At 66.3% G+C, this 18,129-nt stretch carries 18 protein-coding genes; 10 read left to right on the forward strand and 8 right to left on the reverse strand.

All coding sequences use genetic code 11. From position 1 onward, the window contains the following. Positions 1-121: 121 nt before the first annotated feature. Positions 122-1,627 (forward strand): xylulokinase, encoded by a 1,506-nt coding sequence (gene xylB, locus QQZ18_RS18850; RefSeq protein ID WP_284542495.1) that lies wholly within the window; start codon positions 122-124, stop codon positions 1,625-1,627. A gap of 3 nt (positions 1,628-1,630) precedes the next feature. On the opposite strand, the gene rbsK is transcribed toward xylB, so the two are convergent. Then, positions 1,631-2,563 (reverse strand): ribokinase, encoded by a 933-nt coding sequence (gene rbsK, locus QQZ18_RS18855; protein WP_284542496.1) that lies wholly within the window; start codon positions 2,561-2,563, stop codon positions 1,631-1,633. Positions 2,564-2,691: 128 nt separating this feature from the next. Continuing rightward, positions 2,692-3,144: an RbsD/FucU family protein gene (locus QQZ18_RS18860; RefSeq protein WP_284542497.1), complete on the reverse strand. Its 453-nt coding sequence runs from the start codon at positions 3,142-3,144 to the stop codon at positions 2,692-2,694. A gap of 289 nt (positions 3,145-3,433) precedes the next feature. Between QQZ18_RS18860 and QQZ18_RS18865 the strand changes: the two genes are divergently transcribed. From QQZ18_RS18865 to QQZ18_RS18885, 5 genes are all read left to right on the forward strand, one after another. Then, positions 3,434-5,074 (forward strand): hypothetical protein, encoded by a 1,641-nt coding sequence (locus tag QQZ18_RS18865; RefSeq protein ID WP_284542498.1) that lies wholly within the window; start codon positions 3,434-3,436, stop codon positions 5,072-5,074. Between the two features lie 70 nt (positions 5,075-5,144). Further along, a complete protein-coding gene (locus QQZ18_RS18870) occupies positions 5,145-5,906 on the forward strand; it encodes an RluA family pseudouridine synthase (protein WP_284542499.1) in 762 nt (253 codons plus the stop codon). 55 nt (positions 5,907-5,961) lie between these two features. After that, positions 5,962-7,416: an NAD-dependent succinate-semialdehyde dehydrogenase gene (locus QQZ18_RS18875; protein WP_284542500.1), complete on the forward strand. Its 1,455-nt coding sequence runs from the start codon at positions 5,962-5,964 to the stop codon at positions 7,414-7,416. A gap of 290 nt (positions 7,417-7,706) precedes the next feature. Further along, the gene (locus QQZ18_RS18880) at positions 7,707-8,576 is read left to right on the forward strand and encodes a BadF/BadG/BcrA/BcrD ATPase family protein (RefSeq protein ID WP_284542501.1); all 870 of its coding nucleotides are present in this window, start codon (positions 7,707-7,709) and stop codon (positions 8,574-8,576) included. Then, complete coding sequence (locus tag QQZ18_RS18885; protein WP_284542502.1) at positions 8,573-9,358, forward strand: GntR family transcriptional regulator; 786 nt, start codon at positions 8,573-8,575, stop codon at positions 9,356-9,358. The genes QQZ18_RS18880 and QQZ18_RS18885 overlap by 4 nt, the downstream gene beginning before the upstream one ends. 30 nt (positions 9,359-9,388) lie before the next feature. Here the strand turns inward: QQZ18_RS18885 and irrA are convergent, their stop codons facing one another. Beyond that, positions 9,389-9,808 carry an iron response transcriptional regulator IrrA gene (irrA, locus tag QQZ18_RS18890; protein WP_284542581.1) on the reverse strand — a complete coding sequence of 140 codons (420 nt, stop codon included), beginning with the start codon at positions 9,806-9,808 and terminating at the stop codon, positions 9,389-9,391. 329 nt (positions 9,809-10,137) lie between these two features. Here irrA and fabA point away from each other — a divergent pair, with 329 nt between their 5' ends. The 3 genes from fabA to fabI are packed head-to-tail and all read left to right on the forward strand — an operon-like array spanning position 10,138 to position 12,789. Further along, positions 10,138-10,647 carry a 3-hydroxyacyl-[acyl-carrier-protein] dehydratase FabA gene (fabA, locus tag QQZ18_RS18895; RefSeq protein WP_284542503.1) on the forward strand — a complete coding sequence of 170 codons (510 nt, stop codon included), beginning with the start codon at positions 10,138-10,140 and terminating at the stop codon, positions 10,645-10,647. A gap of 33 nt (positions 10,648-10,680) precedes the next feature. Further along, positions 10,681-11,907 (forward strand): beta-ketoacyl-ACP synthase I, encoded by a 1,227-nt coding sequence (gene fabB / locus QQZ18_RS18900; protein ID WP_284542504.1) that lies wholly within the window; start codon positions 10,681-10,683, stop codon positions 11,905-11,907. Between the two features lie 51 nt (positions 11,908-11,958). Then, positions 11,959-12,789 carry an enoyl-ACP reductase FabI gene (gene fabI, locus QQZ18_RS18905; RefSeq protein ID WP_284542505.1) on the forward strand — a complete coding sequence of 277 codons (831 nt, stop codon included), beginning with the start codon at positions 11,959-11,961 and terminating at the stop codon, positions 12,787-12,789. 71 nt (positions 12,790-12,860) lie between these two features. On the opposite strand, the gene QQZ18_RS18910 is transcribed toward fabI, so the two are convergent. After that, positions 12,861-13,859, reverse strand: a complete 999-nt coding sequence (locus tag QQZ18_RS18910; RefSeq protein WP_284542506.1) for a heparan-alpha-glucosaminide N-acetyltransferase — start codon at positions 13,857-13,859, stop codon at positions 12,861-12,863. An 87-nt stretch (positions 13,860-13,946) separates the two neighbouring features. Between QQZ18_RS18910 and QQZ18_RS18915 the strand changes: the two genes are divergently transcribed. Next, positions 13,947-14,978 (forward strand): hypothetical protein, encoded by a 1,032-nt coding sequence (locus QQZ18_RS18915; RefSeq protein ID WP_284542507.1) that lies wholly within the window; start codon positions 13,947-13,949, stop codon positions 14,976-14,978. A gap of 5 nt (positions 14,979-14,983) precedes the next feature. On the opposite strand, the gene QQZ18_RS18920 is transcribed toward QQZ18_RS18915, so the two are convergent. From QQZ18_RS18920 to QQZ18_RS18935, 4 genes are all read right to left on the reverse strand, one after another. Next, the gene (locus QQZ18_RS18920; protein WP_446728681.1) at positions 14,984-15,259 is read right to left on the reverse strand and encodes a BQ00720 family protein; all 276 of its coding nucleotides are present in this window, start codon (positions 15,257-15,259) and stop codon (positions 14,984-14,986) included. Between the two features lie 121 nt (positions 15,260-15,380). Further along, a complete protein-coding gene (locus tag QQZ18_RS18925) occupies positions 15,381-15,809 on the reverse strand; it encodes an Hsp20 family protein (protein ID WP_284542508.1) in 429 nt (142 codons plus the stop codon). Positions 15,810-15,899: 90 nt separating this feature from the next. Beyond that, positions 15,900-17,300: a polyhydroxyalkanoate depolymerase gene (locus tag QQZ18_RS18930; protein ID WP_284542509.1), complete on the reverse strand. Its 1,401-nt coding sequence runs from the start codon at positions 17,298-17,300 to the stop codon at positions 15,900-15,902. 185 nt (positions 17,301-17,485) lie between these two features. After that, positions 17,486-17,986: an MmcB family DNA repair protein gene (locus QQZ18_RS18935; RefSeq protein ID WP_284542583.1), complete on the reverse strand. Its 501-nt coding sequence runs from the start codon at positions 17,984-17,986 to the stop codon at positions 17,486-17,488. Positions 17,987-18,129 lie beyond the last annotated feature (143 nt).

Genomic DNA, 18,129 nt, shown 5'->3' on the forward strand with positions numbered 1-18,129 from the left:
GTACGGCGGCGAGCCGCCGGACCGGCAAAAAAACCCACCTCGACCAACGATCAAGAGCATGGGGCTGGCGACGGTCCGCCCAGCGGGCTAGACCGGACACGGGAAGGAACGGGAGGGGGCCGTGGCCGATAACGCTTGTTTCCTGGGGATAGACATCGGGACGTCGGCGGTGAAGGCGCTCATCGTCGACGCCGGCGAGCGTCCACTGGCTGGCGCCGAAGTGGCGCTCGCAACCAGTCGACCGGCGCCGGGTTGGTCCGAACAGCATCCGGATATCTGGTGGCGGGCCGTACGACAGGCACTCGCCGAAATGTCCGCCTCAACGGCCGGGCTGCTGGAGCGTGTCGTTGCCGTGGGTCTTTCCGGCCAGATGCACGGCGCGGTGTTGCTGGGCGGTGACGACAGGCCCCTCCGCCCTGCCATTCTCTGGAACGACGGGCGGGCGGCAGCCGAGGCCACAGCGCTCAACGCGGCGATGCCCGATCTCGGAATGCTCGTCGGCGTGCCGGCCATGGCCGGCTTTCTCGCCCCGAAGATCGCATGGCTGCGTCGCCACGAGCCCGATACGCTCGCAGCAGCCAGCCACATACTGTTGCCCAAGGACTGGGTTCGCCTGCAGCTGACGGGCGAGTTCGCCACCGACATGTGCGACGCCGCCGGCAGTCTTCTGCTCGACGAGGCGAGGCGGCAATGGGCGGCGACCGTCGTCGAGGCCGTCGGACTTCGTCTCGATCAGTTGCCGCGTCTCCTGGAAGGATCGGAAATCTCCGGTCGGGTCACTGCCGCCGCCGCCGCTGCAACCGGCCTTCCCGAAGGCATTCCGGTCGTGGCCGGGGCCGGCGACGCGGCCGCCGCCGGCATCGGCATCGGCGCGGTCGATGACGGCGACGCCTTCATTTCGCTCGGCACATCGAGCCAGTTGTTTCTGACGACCGCCGATTATCGCCCCAATCCGGCCGCTCTGGTGCATGCCTTCGCCCACGCGCTGCCCGGTCGATGGTTTCAGATGGCGGCCATGCTCAACGGAGCCTCGGTCATGGCCTGGACGGCCGGCGTCACGGGAATGCCCGACCTCGGCGCCGCGCTCGAGGCCTTGGCCGAGCGCAGGCGTGTCGTGTCGCCGGTGACCTTCCTGCCATACCTTCAAGGCGAACGGACTCCGCACGACGATCCGGCGGCGCGCGGCGTGTTCTTCGGCATGGACGGCGGTGCGGATGGTCTCGATCTTCTGCAGGCGGCCGTCGAGGGCATGGCCTTCACGCTGGTCGACGCGGTGGCGGCGCTGGAAACGGCCGGTCCCGTGCCGGCGACGCTGGCCGCCGTCGGTGGCGGCAGCCGCGGCCGTTTCGTCATGGAGGTGGTGGCGAGCGCCCTTGGTCGGCCCATCCGCCGTTATGCCGGAGGCGAGCGCGGCCCGGCATTCGGTGTCGCTCGCCTCGCCCGGCTGGCGGTGACCGGCGAGTCCGTTGCCGAGGTCTGCGTCAAGCCGGAATTGCGCGACGTCGTCCTGCCCAACGCCGAACGGCAGGCGGCGCTTGCCGCCCGCCTGCCGCTCTATCGCGATCTTTACCGCGCGCTGAAGCCGCTGTTTCCGAGGGCGTCTACCGATCGGGGCGGCTCAACGTGATGGTCAGCTCTTGAGGAAGGCTTCGATCTCGGCCGCCGTCGGCATGGAGGCGGCCGCGCCGCGCCGCGTCACCGAGATGCCGGCTGTCGCCGAGCCGTAGCGCGCTGCCTCGACCGGATCGAGCCCCTTGGAAAGCGCCGCCGAGAAGCCGCCGAGGAAGGCGTCGCCGGCCCCGGTGGTGTCGATCACCTCGCCGGCGGCCCGCGCCGGCAGATGTACCGACTGCGTGGTGCTGTGCAGCAGCACTCCGTTGCTCCCGAGCGTGATCAGCGCATTCTTGGCGCCCTTGGCGAGAAGCGCGTCGCCTGCCTTGCGGGCATCATCCACCGTCCCCGGCGCGATGCCGGTCAGCATGGCCGCTTCCGTTTCGTTGGGGGCGATATAGTCGGAGAGCCGATAGATCTCGTCCGGAAATGCCGTGGCCGGCGCCGGATTGAAAACGGTGATCGTGCCGGCGGCGCGGGCGATCTGGAGGCCGCGCAGGGCGGCGTCGATCGGCTGTTCGAGCTGCGTCACGAACACCTTCGCCGCGGCGATCGTTTCCTGTTCGAGGTCGAGGTCGGCTGGCGAGAGCGTGCCCGAAGCGCCGGCATAGACGATGATGGCATTCTGGCCATTGGCGTCGTTGACGAAGATGAAGGCCGAGCCGGTCGGGTGCGTGTCGATGCGCTGCACACGGGCGGTGGCTCCGGCCTCGGCCCAGGTTTTGAGCCCGATGTCGCCGAAGGCGTCCTGGCCGATCTTGGTGATGAAACTGACCTTGCCGCCAGCCCGCGCCGCCGCCACCGCCTGGTTGGAGCCCTTGCCGCCGGGGCCCATGACGAAGCCCGAGCCAGCCAGGGTTTCGCCGATGGCCGGCAGGCGGGGAGCAAGGAAGGTAACGTCGACGGCGAAGATGCCGAGGATGGCAACGCCGGATTTCTTGGTATCGGTCATGTCGTTGGTCTCTTGTCGACTTGCGAAGATGGCAGCGCCCTTGGCGACGGGCGCTTCGCCCCTGCCGGCCGGGACGGATCGATGAAGAGGCACGAGGCGATCCGACGGCCGGTCGGGCGATTTCCGCGTCAGGCCTTCGGCGGAATCACGCCCTTGGTGAGGAGGAAGCAGCCATAAAGACGACCCTCGCCGGTCTGAAGCACCGCGAACGACTTCTTGGCCGCCTCGTAAAAGGCAAAGCGCTCGATGCCACCCAGCTTGAAGGTCGGTCCCTCGGCATCGAAGACCTCCTTCTGGAACTCATTCTGAACGTCGGTCCACTTTTCCGGCTCTCCGACGACTTCCATGCGGAAGGCGGCGGTGGGGATGAAGGTATCGAGCGGCAGGACCGACAGGACAGCCCGCGCCGCACGCGGGGCCGACACGCCGTCAAGGCGCAGCGGATGGCCGTAGACGGTCTCCTGGGCCACCGAGTGGATGGGGAAATTGCTGTCTACGATGGCGATCGTGTCACCATGGCCCATGGAGGCCAGCACGTAGAGAAGGTCGGGGTTGAGCAGCGGGTCGATGGCCTTGAGCATGATTCCTCCTGACGCACTCCCCATGACCGTCAGCCTTCAGGCCGGAGGATGTGCGAAAACAAAGCAATGTCGGTCCTTCTATAGCAGCGCGGGCGATGCTTGGGACTGGTCGGTTGGACGCCTCCTGCGTCCTGTCCATCCATATGCCGTCGGCTGAGCTTTGTCAGGTACGCATGGGTGCAGTGCGGCAAAAACTTCGATCTGTCATCGCTTTCGCTGGCAAGTTAACCGCTCGGAAGACAATTCGGGCAATAGTCGCGAAACCCAGACATTGGTTCGTGCAGATTTGTTGTCCCGATCTCCTTTTTCTACCTTCCGCTCGTTGACGGGGCCGGTCGCCGCTGGCGCCGTTGCCGGTGGCGTCGTGCTTGTCGCCCTATCTGTGCTCGCTGTCACCGACTGGTTGAGGCTGTCGGAGACCCGGCGCTTCGCAGATAAGGCGGCCAACGTTGCCGCGCTCGCCGCCGCCAAAGCGACCGAGACCCCCGGTCCCGTTGCGATGGCGGCCGCCCGGGCCTTGGCAAGCGACGCCGATATCGCCGTGACCGCCGAACGGGGCAAGGCCCTGCCGGGGCCATCCGGCCTCGCTTTCATTGGCGGCCCGGGTGAGGTGGCGCGCGTCACCGTATCGACGACCGTACGCAGTCTGCTCGGCACGCCGATCGGTTTGGGACGCCGGACCGTCGTGGCGACGGCGATGGCATCGCGCGCCGGTGTCGCCGCCCTGACCGAACGGACGTCCGCCGTGCCGGAACTCCCGACCGTACCGGCGGCCATCGAGTCGCGCCTGTTCGGAGCAGCCGGTGCGTTGACTGTCGACGAGCGGGCCGTTCTCGGTGGGACGACGTTCCGCATCGCCGATCTGGTGACGGAGCTTGGAAGCATCCTTGCCACCCGTGAGGGAGGAACCGATGCGGCAGGCGTGGCGACGGTGGCCGTGGCCTCCTTCAAGCCCGTCGAGCTTTTGTCGGCACTTGCAGCCCTTTATCGCGATGGGGCCAGAGGTTCGGCGGAGATCGCGCGTGTGCGGGATATCATAAGCCGCCTGGCGAGCTCCGGCGCGGCGGACGAAACAATCCTGCCGTTTTCCGGCGTGATCAGTCTGGGCGGGGAAGATGCCGATCTGACGCTTGCGGCGCCGCTCAGGCCCTTGGAGTTCATTCAGGCGGTCATGCGCGCCCGCCTGGCGCAAGGCGCCATCAATGTCGAGTTGAGGTCGCCGATTACCGGAATCGATGCCGTAACATTGACGATGGAATCGGAGAAAGCCTCGGCGGCGGTGCTGATCGGCGGCGAGGATGGCCTCGTCGGTATTCCCAGCATTCGCATCGCCTCGCGTTTCATCATCAGTGGGCTTGCCATTCCGGGTGCCGACACCCTGGAGCTGCCGCTCGAGGTCAGACTGAGTTCCGGCGATGCCCGCATCCGGCGGATCGTCTGCGGTCCCGCGGGCCCAGAAGTTGCCGTCACCGGCCGCCCTGTGCGGGCCAGCGTGGCGTTCGCCGCCGAGAACACGGCCTCGCCGGCTGGCGCATCGGACTATGTTCGGCTTCTCGCCACCGGTGGCCTGACGGCCTGGGGCAAAGGACGATCCTCTTTCGCCGAGGACCCGCCGGTCGATCTGGTCTTCCGCCCCGGTGCAGGCGATACCGTCGCCAGCCTTCGGGCGCCGATCGACTTCAGCAACCGTCTCGAGCGGCTGGCCGCCGAAACGCAGGTGCTGGTGTCGCTGGACGGCAGCGCCCGGGGCGTCATGTCGGAGGGCGGTGTCCGCGACGAGATCGCTCGGCTGATTGTCGGCAGCGTCAAGCCCGTCGATGCCGTTTTGTCCAGCGTCTTTGCCACCTTCGGCATCGTGCCCGGCAAGATGGACGTGGTCGCCGCGGGAGCCGTCTGCAACACGGCAACGCTGCTCGGCGAGGCGAATTGACTTCGTTTCGAACGCCCTTCGCGTTATGAAGCCCCGACGGCACTAGACCGTCGGGATTTCGGAATTTTTCATGACCGACGACGAGTTGATCGCCCGCATCCTCTATCGAGACGGCTCTGTGCTCATCGTCGACAAGCCGGCCGGGCTTCCCGTGCATGCAGGCTTCGGTGGCGGCGAAACCCTTGACCAGCATTTTCCGGCACTGCAATTCGGTCTGCCGAATCCGCCGCAGCTCGGCCATCGGCTCGACAAGGATACGTCCGGCTGTCTGGCCCTCGGTCGGCACCGGCGCGCTATCCGCGAGCTCCGCGAGCTCGGCGAGATCTTCGCGGGGCAGAAGGCGCAGAAGACCTATCTCGCCGTTGTGCTGGGCCACCTGCCGGACGACGAGGGGCGCATCGATGCTCCGCTTGCCAAGGTCAGCCACGAAAAGCGCTCCTGGTGGATGAAGGTCGATCCGGCCGGTCAGGCGTCGGTCACCGATTACAGGGTCATTGCGCGAGGCGAACGCTTGACGGTGGTCGACCTGATGCCGCGCACCGGTCGGACCCATCAACTCCGCGTCCACATGGCCCATCTCGGTTGTCCCATCGTCGGCGACGGCGTCTATGGCGGCGACCCGGCACGGGCCGTCGACCGCAACCTGCATCTCCACGCTCGTGAGCTGGAGCTTCCGTACTATCGCAAGAAGCCGCCCATCCTGGCGCGGGCGCCGGTGCCGGCCCATATGTTACGTTTGCTCGGCCGCCTTGGCGCCGTCGACGACGATGGCGTGCTGTCGCATCTGCCGGCCGTCGCCGCGCCGGACCCGGTTGGCGGGGACGCTGTCTGACGCTGCCCCGAGGAGGACGAGCCGTTCACGGCATCCAGCACGAAAGGCCGCTACCATGTCGCTACAGCTCAAGGACCCCTCGCTTCTCGTGGAAGCCTGCCTAATCGACGGTGAATTCGTCGGCACGCCGGCTCTCGACGTGACCGACCCGTCGACCGGCGCCGTCGTGGGACGGGTGCCGCTGACCGACGCCGATGGCACGACGCGGGCCGTGGAGGCGGCTGATCGCGCCTTGCCGGCCTGGAAGCGGCTGCTCGCCAAGGAGCGCTCGCGCCTCCTGCGTCGCTGGTACGATCTGATGATCGAGCACCGCGAAGATCTCGCTCTCATCATGACCGCTGAGCAGGGTAAGCCGCTGGCCGAGGCCCTGGGCGAAATCGACTATGCCGCCGGCTATGTCGAGTTCTACGCCGAGGAGACCAAGCGCATCGCTGGCGAAACGTTGCCCTCGCCGAAGGACGGCGCGCGGGTGCTGGTGATCCGCGAGGCGGCCGGCGTCGTCGCCGCCATCACGCCGTGGAACTTCCCGGCGGCGATGATCACCCGCAAGGTGGCGCCGGCGCTGGCGGCGGGCTGCACGGCGGTGGTGAAGCCAGCCTCCGAAACGCCGTTGACGGCCTTGGCGCTCGCTCGCCTCGCGTCTCGCGCCGGCCTGCCGAAGGGCGTTCTCAACGTCGTCACCGGCAAGTCCTCGGTGGTCGGCGATGTGTTGACCACCCATCCCGCGGTGCGCGTCGTCTCCTTCACGGGCTCGACGGAGGTGGGCAAGAAGCTCATCGTCCAGTGCGCGGGAACGGTGAAGAAGCTCTATACCGAACTCGGCGGCAACGCGCCTTTCATCGTCTTTGACGATGCCGATCTCGACGCCGCCGTCGAAGGCGTCATGGCCTCGAAGTTCCGCAACATGGGTCAGACCTGCGTCTGCGCCAACCGCATCTATGCCCAGGCCGGCATCCATGACGCCTTCGTCGAGAAGCTCACGGTGGCTGTGAAGGCACTGAAGCTTGGCGACGGCCGCGTTCCCGGCGTGACGCAAGGGCCGCTTGTCAACGCGAAGGCCGTAGAGAAGGTCGAGGCGCATGTCGCGGACGCGCTTGCCAAAGGCGCTAGCGTGGTGACCGGCGGTGCCCGGTCGCCGCTCGGTGGCAGCTTTTTCGAGCCGACCGTGCTCACCGGCGTCACCGCCGCCATGGCCGTTGCGCGCGAGGAGACCTTCGGCCCGCTTGCACCGGTCTTCCGTTTCGACACCGAGGAGGAAGCGATCCGGCTCGCCAACGACACGGAGTTTGGCCTCGCCTCCTATTTCTATGCGCGCGACGTCGGCCGCATCTTCCGCGTTGCCGAGGGTCTGCAGGCCGGCATGGTCGGCATCAACTCGGGCGCCATATCCTCCGAGCTGGTGCCGTTCGGCGGGGTCAAGGAAAGTGGGAACGGCCGGGAAGGCTCGCACCACGGCATCGACGAATATGTTGAGAAAAAATATCTCCTAATCGCCGGACTTGATCGCTGAACGAGCCCCGGCCGTTGTGCTGGCCGGACTCGCTACCTGAGCCCGACGACCAAGTCGGACTCTCCACTGGACTCCCAACCGGACTCCGATCCGGACTCAAAATCTGGACTCAATTCCTCGGTCCGGATCGCATCAAACGGTTGGAAATGTGCCGATCCGATGTGGTCTATTAGGGCTGCCCACCGAGATAGTCGTTGATACCGCGATGAGGCCGATTGCCAGCGGATCGGAGACGGGCTTTGCTTGGCCTGGGGACTAGGGAGCGTCTCGGAAAGGCGGCGGCAAGCATCATGGGGCGGCTTTTTCTCGGCATGGACGGGGGTGGCAGCAACGCGCGTGCCCGCCTTGTCGACGATGCCGGCCGCCGGCTGGGCGAGGGCCGTGGCGGTCCGGCCAACGTCGGCAACGATCCAGAGGGCGCCTTGGCGGCGCTCGAGGCCGCGACGGCGGCGGCGCTTGGCGCCGCAGGGCTTTCCGGAAGCGATCGGGCCGAGATCGTGGCGGTGATCGGTGCCGCCGGCGCGGCGAATCCTGGCGTCGCCGCGCGGCTTGCCGGCGCACCGTTCGGTTTCCATCGCCTTCGCGTGGTCACCGACGCTGAAATCGCCCTTGAGGGTGCCTTTGCCGGTGCCGACGGCGGCATCCTGATCGTCGGCACCGGCAGCCAGGCCTATGGCCGGTTGGGTGATCGGCGCATCCGGTTTGGCGGTTGGGGCGCGGCTCTCTCCGACGGCGGTTCGGGTGTTGTGATCGGCCGGATGGCAGCGCGCCGGGCCCTCGAAGCCCATGAAGGACTTGCGGCTTCCTCTGCCATGACGGCGGCGATCCTCGACCGTCTCGGAGGATCGGCGATGGCTCTGTCGGCTTTTGGCAAGACGGCGCGCCCGTCCGATTGGGCGGCGCTGGCGCCGATGGTCTTCGATCATGCCGACCTCGGCGATCCCGTGGCCGTCTCCATCGTTGCCGCCGCCGTGGCGGATATCGAGGCGCTGATCGGGCGTCTCGCCGTTGAAGGCGTTGGCAGGATCGCGCTGATGGGCGGACTCTCACCGAGCTATCGGCGGCGATTGTCGTCGCGCTCCGCCAGTCTGCTTGTCGACCCCGTCGGCGACGCCCTCGACGGCGCGCTCGGTCTTGCGAGAAGGGATGCCGGCCGATGATGGAGCCCTTTACCCGGGTGGTCGGCCAGGACTGGCGTGCGCGCGGCGGCGACGCGCCGCTCTGCCGCCGACTGGAAGCGGCCCTCAGGATTGCCATTTCCAGCGGACGTCTTGTGGCCGGTGTGCCGCTGCCGTCCGAACGGGCGATAGCGGCCGGCCTTTCCATCTCGCGCATCACGGTGCGGCAGGCTATGGCGCCGCTCGTCGCCGAGGGGCTCGTGACCACGCGACCGGGAGGCGGTTCCACCGTTGCCGGCGCGGGAACGGCACCCAAGGAAGACGGGCGACCTTCGGAGTCCGCCCCCAGGCGTCAGACGGTACTGCGGTCTCATGCCGACGAGCTGATGGAAAAGGGTGAGGCGGTGGAGACGCGCCTCGTCGACCGCCTGACCGGGCCGCCATCGGCCCCCGAGGCCATGACGCTGGGCCTCGGTCCCGGCGAGCGCGTCCTTCGGCTCTATCGCCTCCACTGCGTGGACGGGCATCCGCGCATTCTCGAGCTGACGACCCTGCCGGCCATGGTCGTGGACATGGAGACCGCCACGGCATCGCCGGCAGCCGCACTGGCTGACGCGGGACTGCCGGCAATGCGCGGCGTCGAACGTTTCCGGGCGGTGGCGCTCGGCGCGGTGGAGGCTGGCCTTCTGGAGCTGCCCGAAGGAACGCCAGCCATGCGGGTGGAGCGCGTCAGCTACACGTCTGGCGGCCGCGCAGTCGAAATCAGCCGCGCCTTCTGCCGGGGCGACGGTTACGAAGTGGTGGCGGCCCTGTCGGCGGAATAGGACGGAAGCCGTTCATCCGGCTTCCGGTTGTCAGATGGTCTCACGCTTGTTGCGCAGGCGGACGACCACGTCGACGCGGACGATCTCCATGCCGGCGGGCGCCGGCGGCAGGTCGCCGATCTCCACGTGAGGGCCGGGAATGTCGAACACCCGGTTTTCGTCCTCGACGTAGAAATGGTGATGATCGTCGGTATTGGTGTCGAAATAGGTGCGTGTGCCCTCGACGGCCACCTCGCGCAGCAAGCCGGCCTCGGTGAACTGGTTCAGCGTGTTGTAGACGGTGGCGAGCGATACCGGCACCTTGGCCGTCAGAGCCTCGGCGTGCAGGTCCTCGGCCGACAGATGCCGATGACCGTGCGAAAACAGGATCTCGGCGAGAGCTACGCGCTGGCGGGTGGGCCTGAGGCCGACGTCGCGCAGGCGGGTCCGCACTGGAATCTTGGCGATCATGGAGGCGCCGGGTGCCGATTGAGCGCCAGGGGCAGTTCGGCGTGCCATGTCCGTCGTGGCGATCGACGGGCTGGAGGAGAGCGGGCGGTCCATGATGGCGTTATCCTGGGTGATCGGCGGAGCCGGACGTCTTTTTCGATTGCGACATATTAGCAAAGTGGGTGGAGACTGCAAGAACGCGCCAAAAAGGCCATTGCCGCGTTTGTACCAAGGCTTTCGAGGACGCCTTGCCTGTGTTAGAGATCGACCTACCACGTGAACACCGTCCTGATGGACGGCGATTGGCGCTGCCTTGAGCGCGCCTGAAGGGACAAGGTACGGACAGCAGCATGAGTCTTCGCAAGAACAGCTACGAGTATGAGGATCTCCTTTCCTGCGGACGCGGGGAGTTGTTCGGACCGGGTAATGCCCAACTGCCGATGCCGCCGATGCTGATGTTCGATCGCATCTCTGAGATTGCCGAGGTGGGCGGCGAGTTTGGCAAGGGTCTCATCCGTGCCACTCTTGCGATCCGCCCCGACCTCTGGTTCTTCCCCTGCCACTTCAAGGGCGACCCGGTCATGCCCGGTTGCCTTGGCCTTGATGCCCTCTGGCAGATGCTCGGCTTCTTCCTCGGCTGGTCGGGTTCGCCCGGCAAGGGGCGCGCTCTGTCGGTCGGCGAGGTGAAGTTCAGCGGCATGGTCACCCCTGCCGTCAAGTTGGTGGAGTACGGCGTCGACCTCAAGCGCGTCATGCGCGGCAAGCTGGTGCTCGGCATTGGCGACGGCTGGCTGAAGGCCGACGGCGAGACCATCTACAAGGCGACGGATCTCCGCGTCGGCCTGTTCCAGACCGCCTGAGCCCGCCCGCATCAGAAACAAGGAAAGACAGCCATGAGACGCGTCGTCGTCACCGGCATGGGCATCGTGTCCTCGATCGGCAACAATACTCAGGAGGTGCTGGCGTCCCTCCATGACGCCCGGTCGGGCATTACCTTTGCCCCCACCTTCGCCGAGCACGGTTTCCGTTGCCAGGTCTACGGCGCACCGTCCCTCGATCCCGCGACGATCGTCGACCGCCGGGCGATGAGATTCCACGGCGGCGGCACCGCCTGGAATCACGTGGCCATGGACCAGGCTATTCTCGATTCTGGTCTTGAGGCTGCCGACGTCTCCAGCGAACGCACTGGCATCATCATGGGTTCGGGTGGCGCCTCGACGCGCGCCATCGTCGAATCGGCGCTGAAGACCATCGAAAGCGGTTCGTCCAAGAAGGTCGGTCCCTTCGCGGTCCCCAAGGCGATGAGTTCCACCGCCTCGGCGACGCTTGCCACCTGGTTCAAGATCAAGGGCGTCAACTATTCGATCTCCTCGGCCTGCGCCACGTCGAACCACTGCATCGGCAACGCCTACGAGATGATCCAGTATGGCAAGCAGGACGTGATGTTCGCCGGTGGCTGCGAAGAGCTCGACTGGACGCTGTCCGTGCTGTTCGACGCCATGGGCGCCATGGCCTCCAAGTATAACGACACGCCGGCCACCGCCTCCCGTGCCTACGACAAGAACCGCGACGGCTTCGTCATCGCCGGCGGCGCCGGTGTGCTGGTTCTCGAGGAGCTGGAGCATGCCAAGGCGCGTGGCGCCAAGATTTACGGTGAGATCGTCGGCTACGGCGCCACTTCCGACGGCTATGACATGGTCGCGCCGTCGGGCGAGGGCGCGGTGCGCTGCATGCGCCAGGCGCTGTCCACGGTGAAAGGGAAGATCGACTACATCAACCCGCACGCCACCTCGACGCCGGCCGGCGACGCGCCGGAAATCGAGGCGATCCGCACCGTGTTCGGCGGCGCCGACAACTGTCCGCCGATCTCGGCGACCAAGTCTCTGACTGGCCACTCGCTTGGCGCCACCGGCGTGCAGGAGGCGATCTATTCGCTCCTGATGATCAACAACCGTTTCATCGTCAAGAGCGCGCATATCGAGGAGATCGATCCGGCTTTCGCCGACATGCCGATCGTGCGCGACCGTATCGACGATGCCAAGATCGACACCGTGCTCTCCAACAGCTTCGGCTTCGGCGGCACAAACGCCACGCTGGTCTTCCAGCGTTACGCCGCCTGACCCATCCGCCCGGCTTTGCCGGGCGTTTTCTTCTTCTCAGGACGTCAGATTATGAATGGACTCATGGCCGGCAAGCGCGGCCTCGTTATGGGCGTCGCCAACGACCATTCCATCGCCTGGGGTATCGCCAAGGCCCTCTCCGCCGCCGGCGCCGAACTGGCCTTCACCTATCAGGGCGAGGCCTTCGGGCGGCGCGTCAGGCCTCTGGCCGAGGAGGTGGGGGCGAAGCTGTTGCTGCCGTGCGACGTCGAGGACGAGGCGTCGGTCGATGCCGTATTCGACGCACTGAAAGCCGAGTGGGGACAGATCGACTTCCTGGTGCACGCCATCGGCTTTTCCGACAAGAACGAGCTCAAGGGTCGTTACGCCGACACCACGCGCGCCAACTTCTCGCGGACCATGGTCATCTCGGTGTTTTCCTTCACCGAAGTCGCCCGCAAGGCGGCCGCGATGATGACGGCGGGCGGCGCCTTGCTCACGCTGACCTACGGCGGCTCGACGCGCGTCATGCCGAACTATAATGTCATGGGCGTCGCCAAGGCGGCGCTTGAGAGTTCGGTGCGGTATCTTGCGGCCGATTTCGGCAGCGAAGGCATCCGCGTCAACGCCATCTCGGCCGGACCGGTGCGCACGCTGGCCGGCTCGGGCGTCACCGACGCCCGGCTGATGTTCAATTTCCAGAAGAAGAACGCGCCGCTGAAGCGCACCGTTACGATCGACGAGGTCGGCCGCTCGGCCTTGTACCTGTTGTCGGATCTGTCGTCGGGCGTGACCGGAGAGGTCCACTTCGTCGACTCCGGCTATTCGATCATGTCGATGCCGCGCATTGACGAACTGAAGGAACAGGATCGTCGCGAGTCCGCCGAAGGCCCCACGGGCTGAGCGTCGGATCCTTCGGGACGAATGTAAGCCGGCGAGCCATGCCCGCCGGCTTTTCCATTGGTGAGATACCGTCAGTCGTTTTCGTCGGATGCCGCCGGGCCGGGAAGGTCGCCGGGTGGCGGCGACTGACAGGCCTGGACGGCAGTGGCGAGCAGGGGCTCGAATGTGGGGTCGCCATCGCGACTCTGCCAGATGCCGGTGTCGTCGACCGAGGTCGCGACGCATCCGCAGAAGCGCTCCGACATCTCTCCGGTTGCTCCATGGCGCTCGTATTCCATGCGACAGTCGGCGACGAAGCCGGCCCGCTGGACCGCCGGATCGACGGGGATGACGGAGGCGAGGCCTACGGCCAAACCGTAGAGCAACGGCTGGTGCAGAAGATAGAAAAGGAGGGAATGCCGACCGAGTGAGGCAAGCCAGTACGCCCGGCGCGGCAGCGGCCATGCCTGTTCCTTGTCGATGCGCGCCAGCGGACCGCCGACAACGAGGCCAACGATGTAGGGAGCGATCCACGGGAACAGAGGTACAAGATCGTTGGCGACCGGCGGCGTTTCTGCGAGGCCGAGAACCCCCCAGCCAATGCCGTCGAAGGCGGGCGATCGCCAGACTTGGGGCAGGATGAGCGCCGCCACCGCAAGAAGGACCAACAGTCCATTGGGCAGGCGAACGAGCAGCGGCGCGAGGAGGCTGGCCAGCAGCATCATGTGCAGGATGCCGAAGAAGACCCAGGCATCGGGAAAAACGATGTAGGTCCCGATCGATACGATCGCGGCGGCGAGCAGGAGGCGGAGGAGACGGGTGCCGTAGCGGACCGGATCGAATCCGCGTCGCTCGGAAAGGCGAAAGGAAATGCCGGACAGCAGCAAGAAACTGCCGGCGATCGCGGCGGCGTAGCCGCGCCACAGCGGATCGCTGGCGACGCCCCAGCTGACCAGCCGGACGTTGGCGAGATCCCAGGAAAAATGATAGGAGGCCATGGCGAGGAGCAGAACGCCGCGTAGGGCGTCGATCAGCGGCAGGCGCCGCGAACGGTCGCCTCCGGCGTCTCTCTGAGGTAACGAATCAGCCATGTTCCGTCTCTCCAACATCGACCAAGGGTGTGCGGCAGCGGCGCGGCCATGGCAACCGGCGGCTTTCCGAAAATGACAGCTTCCTTGATGGATGCAGGCAGGGACGATCTTGCCCACAGGTTCCGCCTGGGGGGCGATACGCTGGTCGTCGTCTTCAGCCAGGTACGGGTTCCAGCCGGAAAGTTCGGTCTCGAACGTCTGTTCGCAGGGACGAGCCACAGCCTCCTGCTTCTCAACCAGCCGGCGAACGACTGGTATCGGAGCTGCGGCGCGGACATTGATCGGTTGATCGGCGAGGCGGCCATGGCCGCGAAGGCCGGGCGCGTCATTCTCTACGGAAGTTCGATGGGCGCCTTTGGTGCCGCGGCGGCGGCGTCCAGACACCTGGACGCCGAGCTCTATGCCTTTGCGCCGGATTTCCGGATCGGCGAGCCGGGCAGCCAGTCGGCTGCGGCCGGCCTCGCTTCGCAGGCAGAGGAGGCCGATCTCGGCCACCTGCTCACCCCCTCCCGCCGAGGCTCGGCGCGGGTGATCGTCCCGCTCTATGACCCATACGACGCCGGTGTCGGTGCTCGTCTCGCCGCTCTGTCGTTGCCGGACGACGTGACGCTGGTGCCGCTCCGTTCAAGTCACGAAGTTCACGACCACCTCTATAGCCTGAACATCATACGCAAGGTCACCGCGACCTTCCGTCGCGACATCGCCGTCGAAGCGGCCGCGCGCGGTTTGCTCGTTCGTTCTGTCGACTGGCTGGCCCACGCGCGGTTCGCCGCCGCCCGAGTCGCCTTCGACGCCGGAGCCGCGCTTGTTCCGGATGCACTGATGGGGCTTTTGCCGGAGATCAATCCAGGCCTTGCGTTGCTCGCCGCCGAGGCGGCGGAACGAGGAGGCGACATTGGCCGGGCGGAAGCCTTGCTTGCCGGGCTCGACGCGGCCATCGCTGCCGATGCCATCCTGTCGAGCCTTGTCAAACGCTACCTCAAGGAGGTGCCGCGCCGGCGCATCCGGCTTCTGAGAGACGCTGGCGATATTGTTGCGTCACGTCGCATCGCAGCCGAGGCCGCAAAGCGTTTCCCGACGGACGAGGGATTTTCCGCCCTTGTCGATGGCTTGGACTGAACCGCTCAGTGCACCATCATCGGTGTCAGGTCCGCTTCGTTGGCGTTGGCGATGGCGGCCTCGCGGCTGTCCGTCAACATGATGGGCTGGCCGTCCGCCGAATGCAGCGCCCACAGCTTCATGCCGGGCCGGAGATCGAGGTAGCCCGGATGAGCGGCGATCACGTCATCGGAGGAGACGCGGCGAAGATAGGCGACACTGCCACCGCCGAGTTGCCGGAAGGCGGCATCGGGCATGATCTTCCGATCGTCGGCGGGAGTGGTCTTGGTGAAAGAAGCCATCGCATTACTCCTTTCCCCCCGCGCCGACCGTGACCGGACAGGGGGAGGACACCGTGCACCCGCGAAGGGCGCCGTGTCTGAATAGCAGTCTAGGAGGAAAAGGTGACCGGCGCGTTTATCGTCAGTCCTCGGCGTTGATCTCGATTCGCCGAATGACGCGCTCGAGTGGCGGGCGGACGAGATCGATGGACAACAGCCCGTTTCGGAGATCGGCACCGAGGATCTCTATGCCTTCGGCAAGCACGAAGGTGCGCTGGAATTGCCGCGCTGCGATACCCCGGTGGAGATAGAGGCGCGATTTGTCGTCCGCCTGTCGCCCGCGAATGACCAGTTGGTTTTCCTCGACCGAAACGTCGAGTTGCTCGCGCGTGAAGCCGGCGACCGCCAGCGTGATGCGCAACACGTCGCCTTCGGGACCGTCGCGTTCGATACGTTCGATGTTGTACGGAGGATAACCGTCGTTCGCGGCCTTCGACACGCGGTCGAGCGCACGCTCGATCTCATCGAAGCCCAGAAGAAACGGGCTCGAGAAGCCTGCCAATCTCGTCATCTTTCAAAGTCCTCGCAAGGAAGCGACCTTGACCGAGCCCCTGAGGCACCCGGTGATCAGCGCTCTATATGGCCTTGCCGTCCCTGACGTTCAAGACCGTCCGCCGTCATCGAGGCGGAAGCGTGCCTCGCGGCCGAGCTGGGCGGCGAGCGGATGGGCAACCGTCCCGAGCCGCCTGTCGAGGTCGTTCGCCGCGGCGTCGTCGAGCCGGGCGAGCTGATGGACGAAGTAGACGCCCTCTCGGTTGAGCCGGGCAGCGAGCGCGGGCGTAAGTCCGGACAGTGTCAGAAGATCCTCGACCTTGCCGAGGTGCGGTCGCGCAGGTGGGCTGGCATGGCTGGCTATGAAATCGGCCACGCGCGGGAAAACCGATGCGCGCCATCGAGCTCCACTGAAGAGGGCAAAGCGGCCGGCCCCACCTTCGGTATGGCGGCATCCATCCTGCGGCGCGCTGGTCATCCGGTGGGCCGCATGGGTCTGGCCACCGCCGCCGAAGGCGTCGCACTCCGCTTCCACCGTCATCAAGGGCGTCGTGGCAAGGAGGGGCGAGGCGTTTGACCGGAATGCCCTGCCGAGATCCGGCGCAAATGGCCGGTCGATCAGCACCGCCTCGATCCACTGCAGAACGAGTTCGGCGGGGACGTCCATGACCGCCAGGAACTCCTCGAAGAAGCCGCGATGGCCGTCGGCACCGTCGCCGTCGCCTCGGACAAGCTCCAGGAACAGTTCCTTGTGGTCGACCGAGGATCGATCGAGGCTGCGCGTCAGGAAACCAGTGAGAGCAAAAAAACCAGGAAACACTTCACGGTAGGCGCCTTCGAAGGGCGGCGGAACCGGCGCGATCGCGGCCCGCATGAACCAGTCCAGCCCGCGCGCGGTCGCCTCGGCGGCAAGTCCGGCAGGATCTGTGTGGCAGTCGACGGGGCCGCCGATCAGCGTCAATGACGCCAGGGGGCGATTGCGCTTTCCCAGCAGGGTCGCGGCCGCGATGCCGATGACGCCCGCTTCCGTGACCGCGACAACATGCACGGGGGTGCCGATCTGCGAGACCATCTCGATGACGGCCTCCGCCGCCTCGCCGAACCCGAAGGCGCCTGATGAGAGCGGCACGCGTCGGGCATCCTCCCAGCCGGCGACGTGCACCGCATGGCCGGGCAGAAAGGCCGCCACCGTGTCGCGGACCAGAGTCGGGCAGTGTCCGGCATACGGGGGCAGTACCAGCACGCCAGGAGCGGCAATGTCGGGGTCCGGGGCCAGCCGATCGAAGGAGATGAGCTTCCAGAAGGGGGTCGTCCGCGCTACCCGCTCGACGATGGGGCTGCGCACTCCGGAAATGAAGGCGGTACCGAGATTGAACGTTGGCAGGCAGTAACGGCGCGCAACGCGGGCATATAGGTTTGCCGACAGGCCGGAAGCCTCCGGTGGCCGGCGATGGGCTGGCAGCGGCGGTCTGGTCGCCTCGGGCCCGAAATAGCTGTGATAATACGGCACGCCGTCCTCCAGGCGATTGTGACCGCCCCTTCCAAGTGTCCTCGCCGCCTCGTTGTCGGTAAAGAAAAGGATAGCGCTCGCGTCCGTCGCGGCAAGCGGCCGCACCCCCGCTCTTAGTCGCGAAGAGGCTGCCAAGGAGGCCTTTCCGGCATAGACTTCAGTCTGTCCGCCCTTCGAGTGAGCCCTCAGAAGGCGCCCATGTCGGGGAGTTGCGGATCGATCAGTTGCTGGATGCGCCGCGCCGCCACCTGGGCGAAGCGCAGGGTCATGGCCCGCCGCGTCGCGCCGGCGAGCCGGTGGCTGGGTGCTTCCCGAAGGATCGCTCCACCGTAACCATCGGCGACGATCAGGCCCGCATCCTCTGGAAATATATCGGCGGGCACACCGGCGTGGGTGGCAAAGAACAGTTGGTCGCAGTGAAGCCGATAGTCCGGCCATTTGCGATCGGCGCGGAAATCCTCCACCGACGATTTGATCTCGACGATGAAGATGTCGCCATTGCCGCCGAGGGCAGCCACGTCGGCCCGCCGTCCCGATGCGAGCGGCAGCTCGTAGAGAACCGAAAACCCGTGCCCCGCCAACAGCCGCCCAACCCCGCGCTGCACGAGGCGAGCGGCTTCCGATTGCCGGCCATCGTTGACGAAGCTTTCGATCGGGGAAGAAAACGCGGCAGTCGGCACGGGCATCATCAGGTCTCCGCCGACATTGTTCATGATTTGTTTCTGAAAATCAACCGGCACGAACGCATCGATCGCGTCATGCGAAGTGCTCCCGAGGCCACCGCTGAAAAGGGGCCTCGGTCGCATTGAAAATGGTCGGTGGGATCGAT

The sequence above is a fragment of the Pleomorphomonas sp. T1.2MG-36 genome (assembly GCF_950100655.1).
Lineage (GTDB): Bacteria > Pseudomonadota > Alphaproteobacteria > Rhizobiales > Pleomorphomonadaceae > Pleomorphomonas.

Bases quoted from the DNA above. Each gene is read 5' to 3' on its own strand.
- rbsK (WP_284542496.1), bottom strand. From the start codon at position 2,563: ATGACCGATACCAAGAAATCCGGCGTTGCCATCCTCGGCATCTTCGCC.
- QQZ18_RS18860 (WP_284542497.1), bottom strand. From the start codon at position 3,144: ATGCTCAAGGCCATCGACCCGCTGCTCAACCCCGACCTTCTCTACGTG.
- QQZ18_RS18870 (WP_284542499.1), top strand. From the start codon at position 5,145: ATGACCGACGACGAGTTGATCGCCCGCATCCTCTATCGAGACGGCTCT.
- QQZ18_RS18875 (WP_284542500.1), top strand. From the start codon at position 5,962: ATGTCGCTACAGCTCAAGGACCCCTCGCTTCTCGTGGAAGCCTGCCTA.
- QQZ18_RS18880 (WP_284542501.1), top strand. From the start codon at position 7,707: ATGGGGCGGCTTTTTCTCGGCATGGACGGGGGTGGCAGCAACGCGCGT.
- QQZ18_RS18885 (WP_284542502.1), top strand. From the start codon at position 8,573: ATGATGGAGCCCTTTACCCGGGTGGTCGGCCAGGACTGGCGTGCGCGC.
- irrA (WP_284542581.1), bottom strand. From the start codon at position 9,808: ATGATCGCCAAGATTCCAGTGCGGACCCGCCTGCGCGACGTCGGCCTC.
- fabA (WP_284542503.1), top strand. From the start codon at position 10,138: ATGAGTCTTCGCAAGAACAGCTACGAGTATGAGGATCTCCTTTCCTGC.
- fabB (WP_284542504.1), top strand. From the start codon at position 10,681: ATGAGACGCGTCGTCGTCACCGGCATGGGCATCGTGTCCTCGATCGGC.
- fabI (WP_284542505.1), top strand. From the start codon at position 11,959: ATGAATGGACTCATGGCCGGCAAGCGCGGCCTCGTTATGGGCGTCGCC.
- QQZ18_RS18910 (WP_284542506.1), bottom strand. From the start codon at position 13,859: ATGGCTGATTCGTTACCTCAGAGAGACGCCGGAGGCGACCGTTCGCGG.
- QQZ18_RS18915 (WP_284542507.1), top strand. From the start codon at position 13,947: ATGGATGCAGGCAGGGACGATCTTGCCCACAGGTTCCGCCTGGGGGGC.
- QQZ18_RS18920 (WP_446728681.1), bottom strand. From the start codon at position 15,259: ATGGCTTCTTTCACCAAGACCACTCCCGCCGACGATCGGAAGATCATG.
- QQZ18_RS18925 (WP_284542508.1), bottom strand. From the start codon at position 15,809: ATGACGAGATTGGCAGGCTTCTCGAGCCCGTTTCTTCTGGGCTTCGAT.
- QQZ18_RS18935 (WP_284542583.1), bottom strand. From the start codon at position 17,986: ATGCCCGTGCCGACTGCCGCGTTTTCTTCCCCGATCGAAAGCTTCGTC.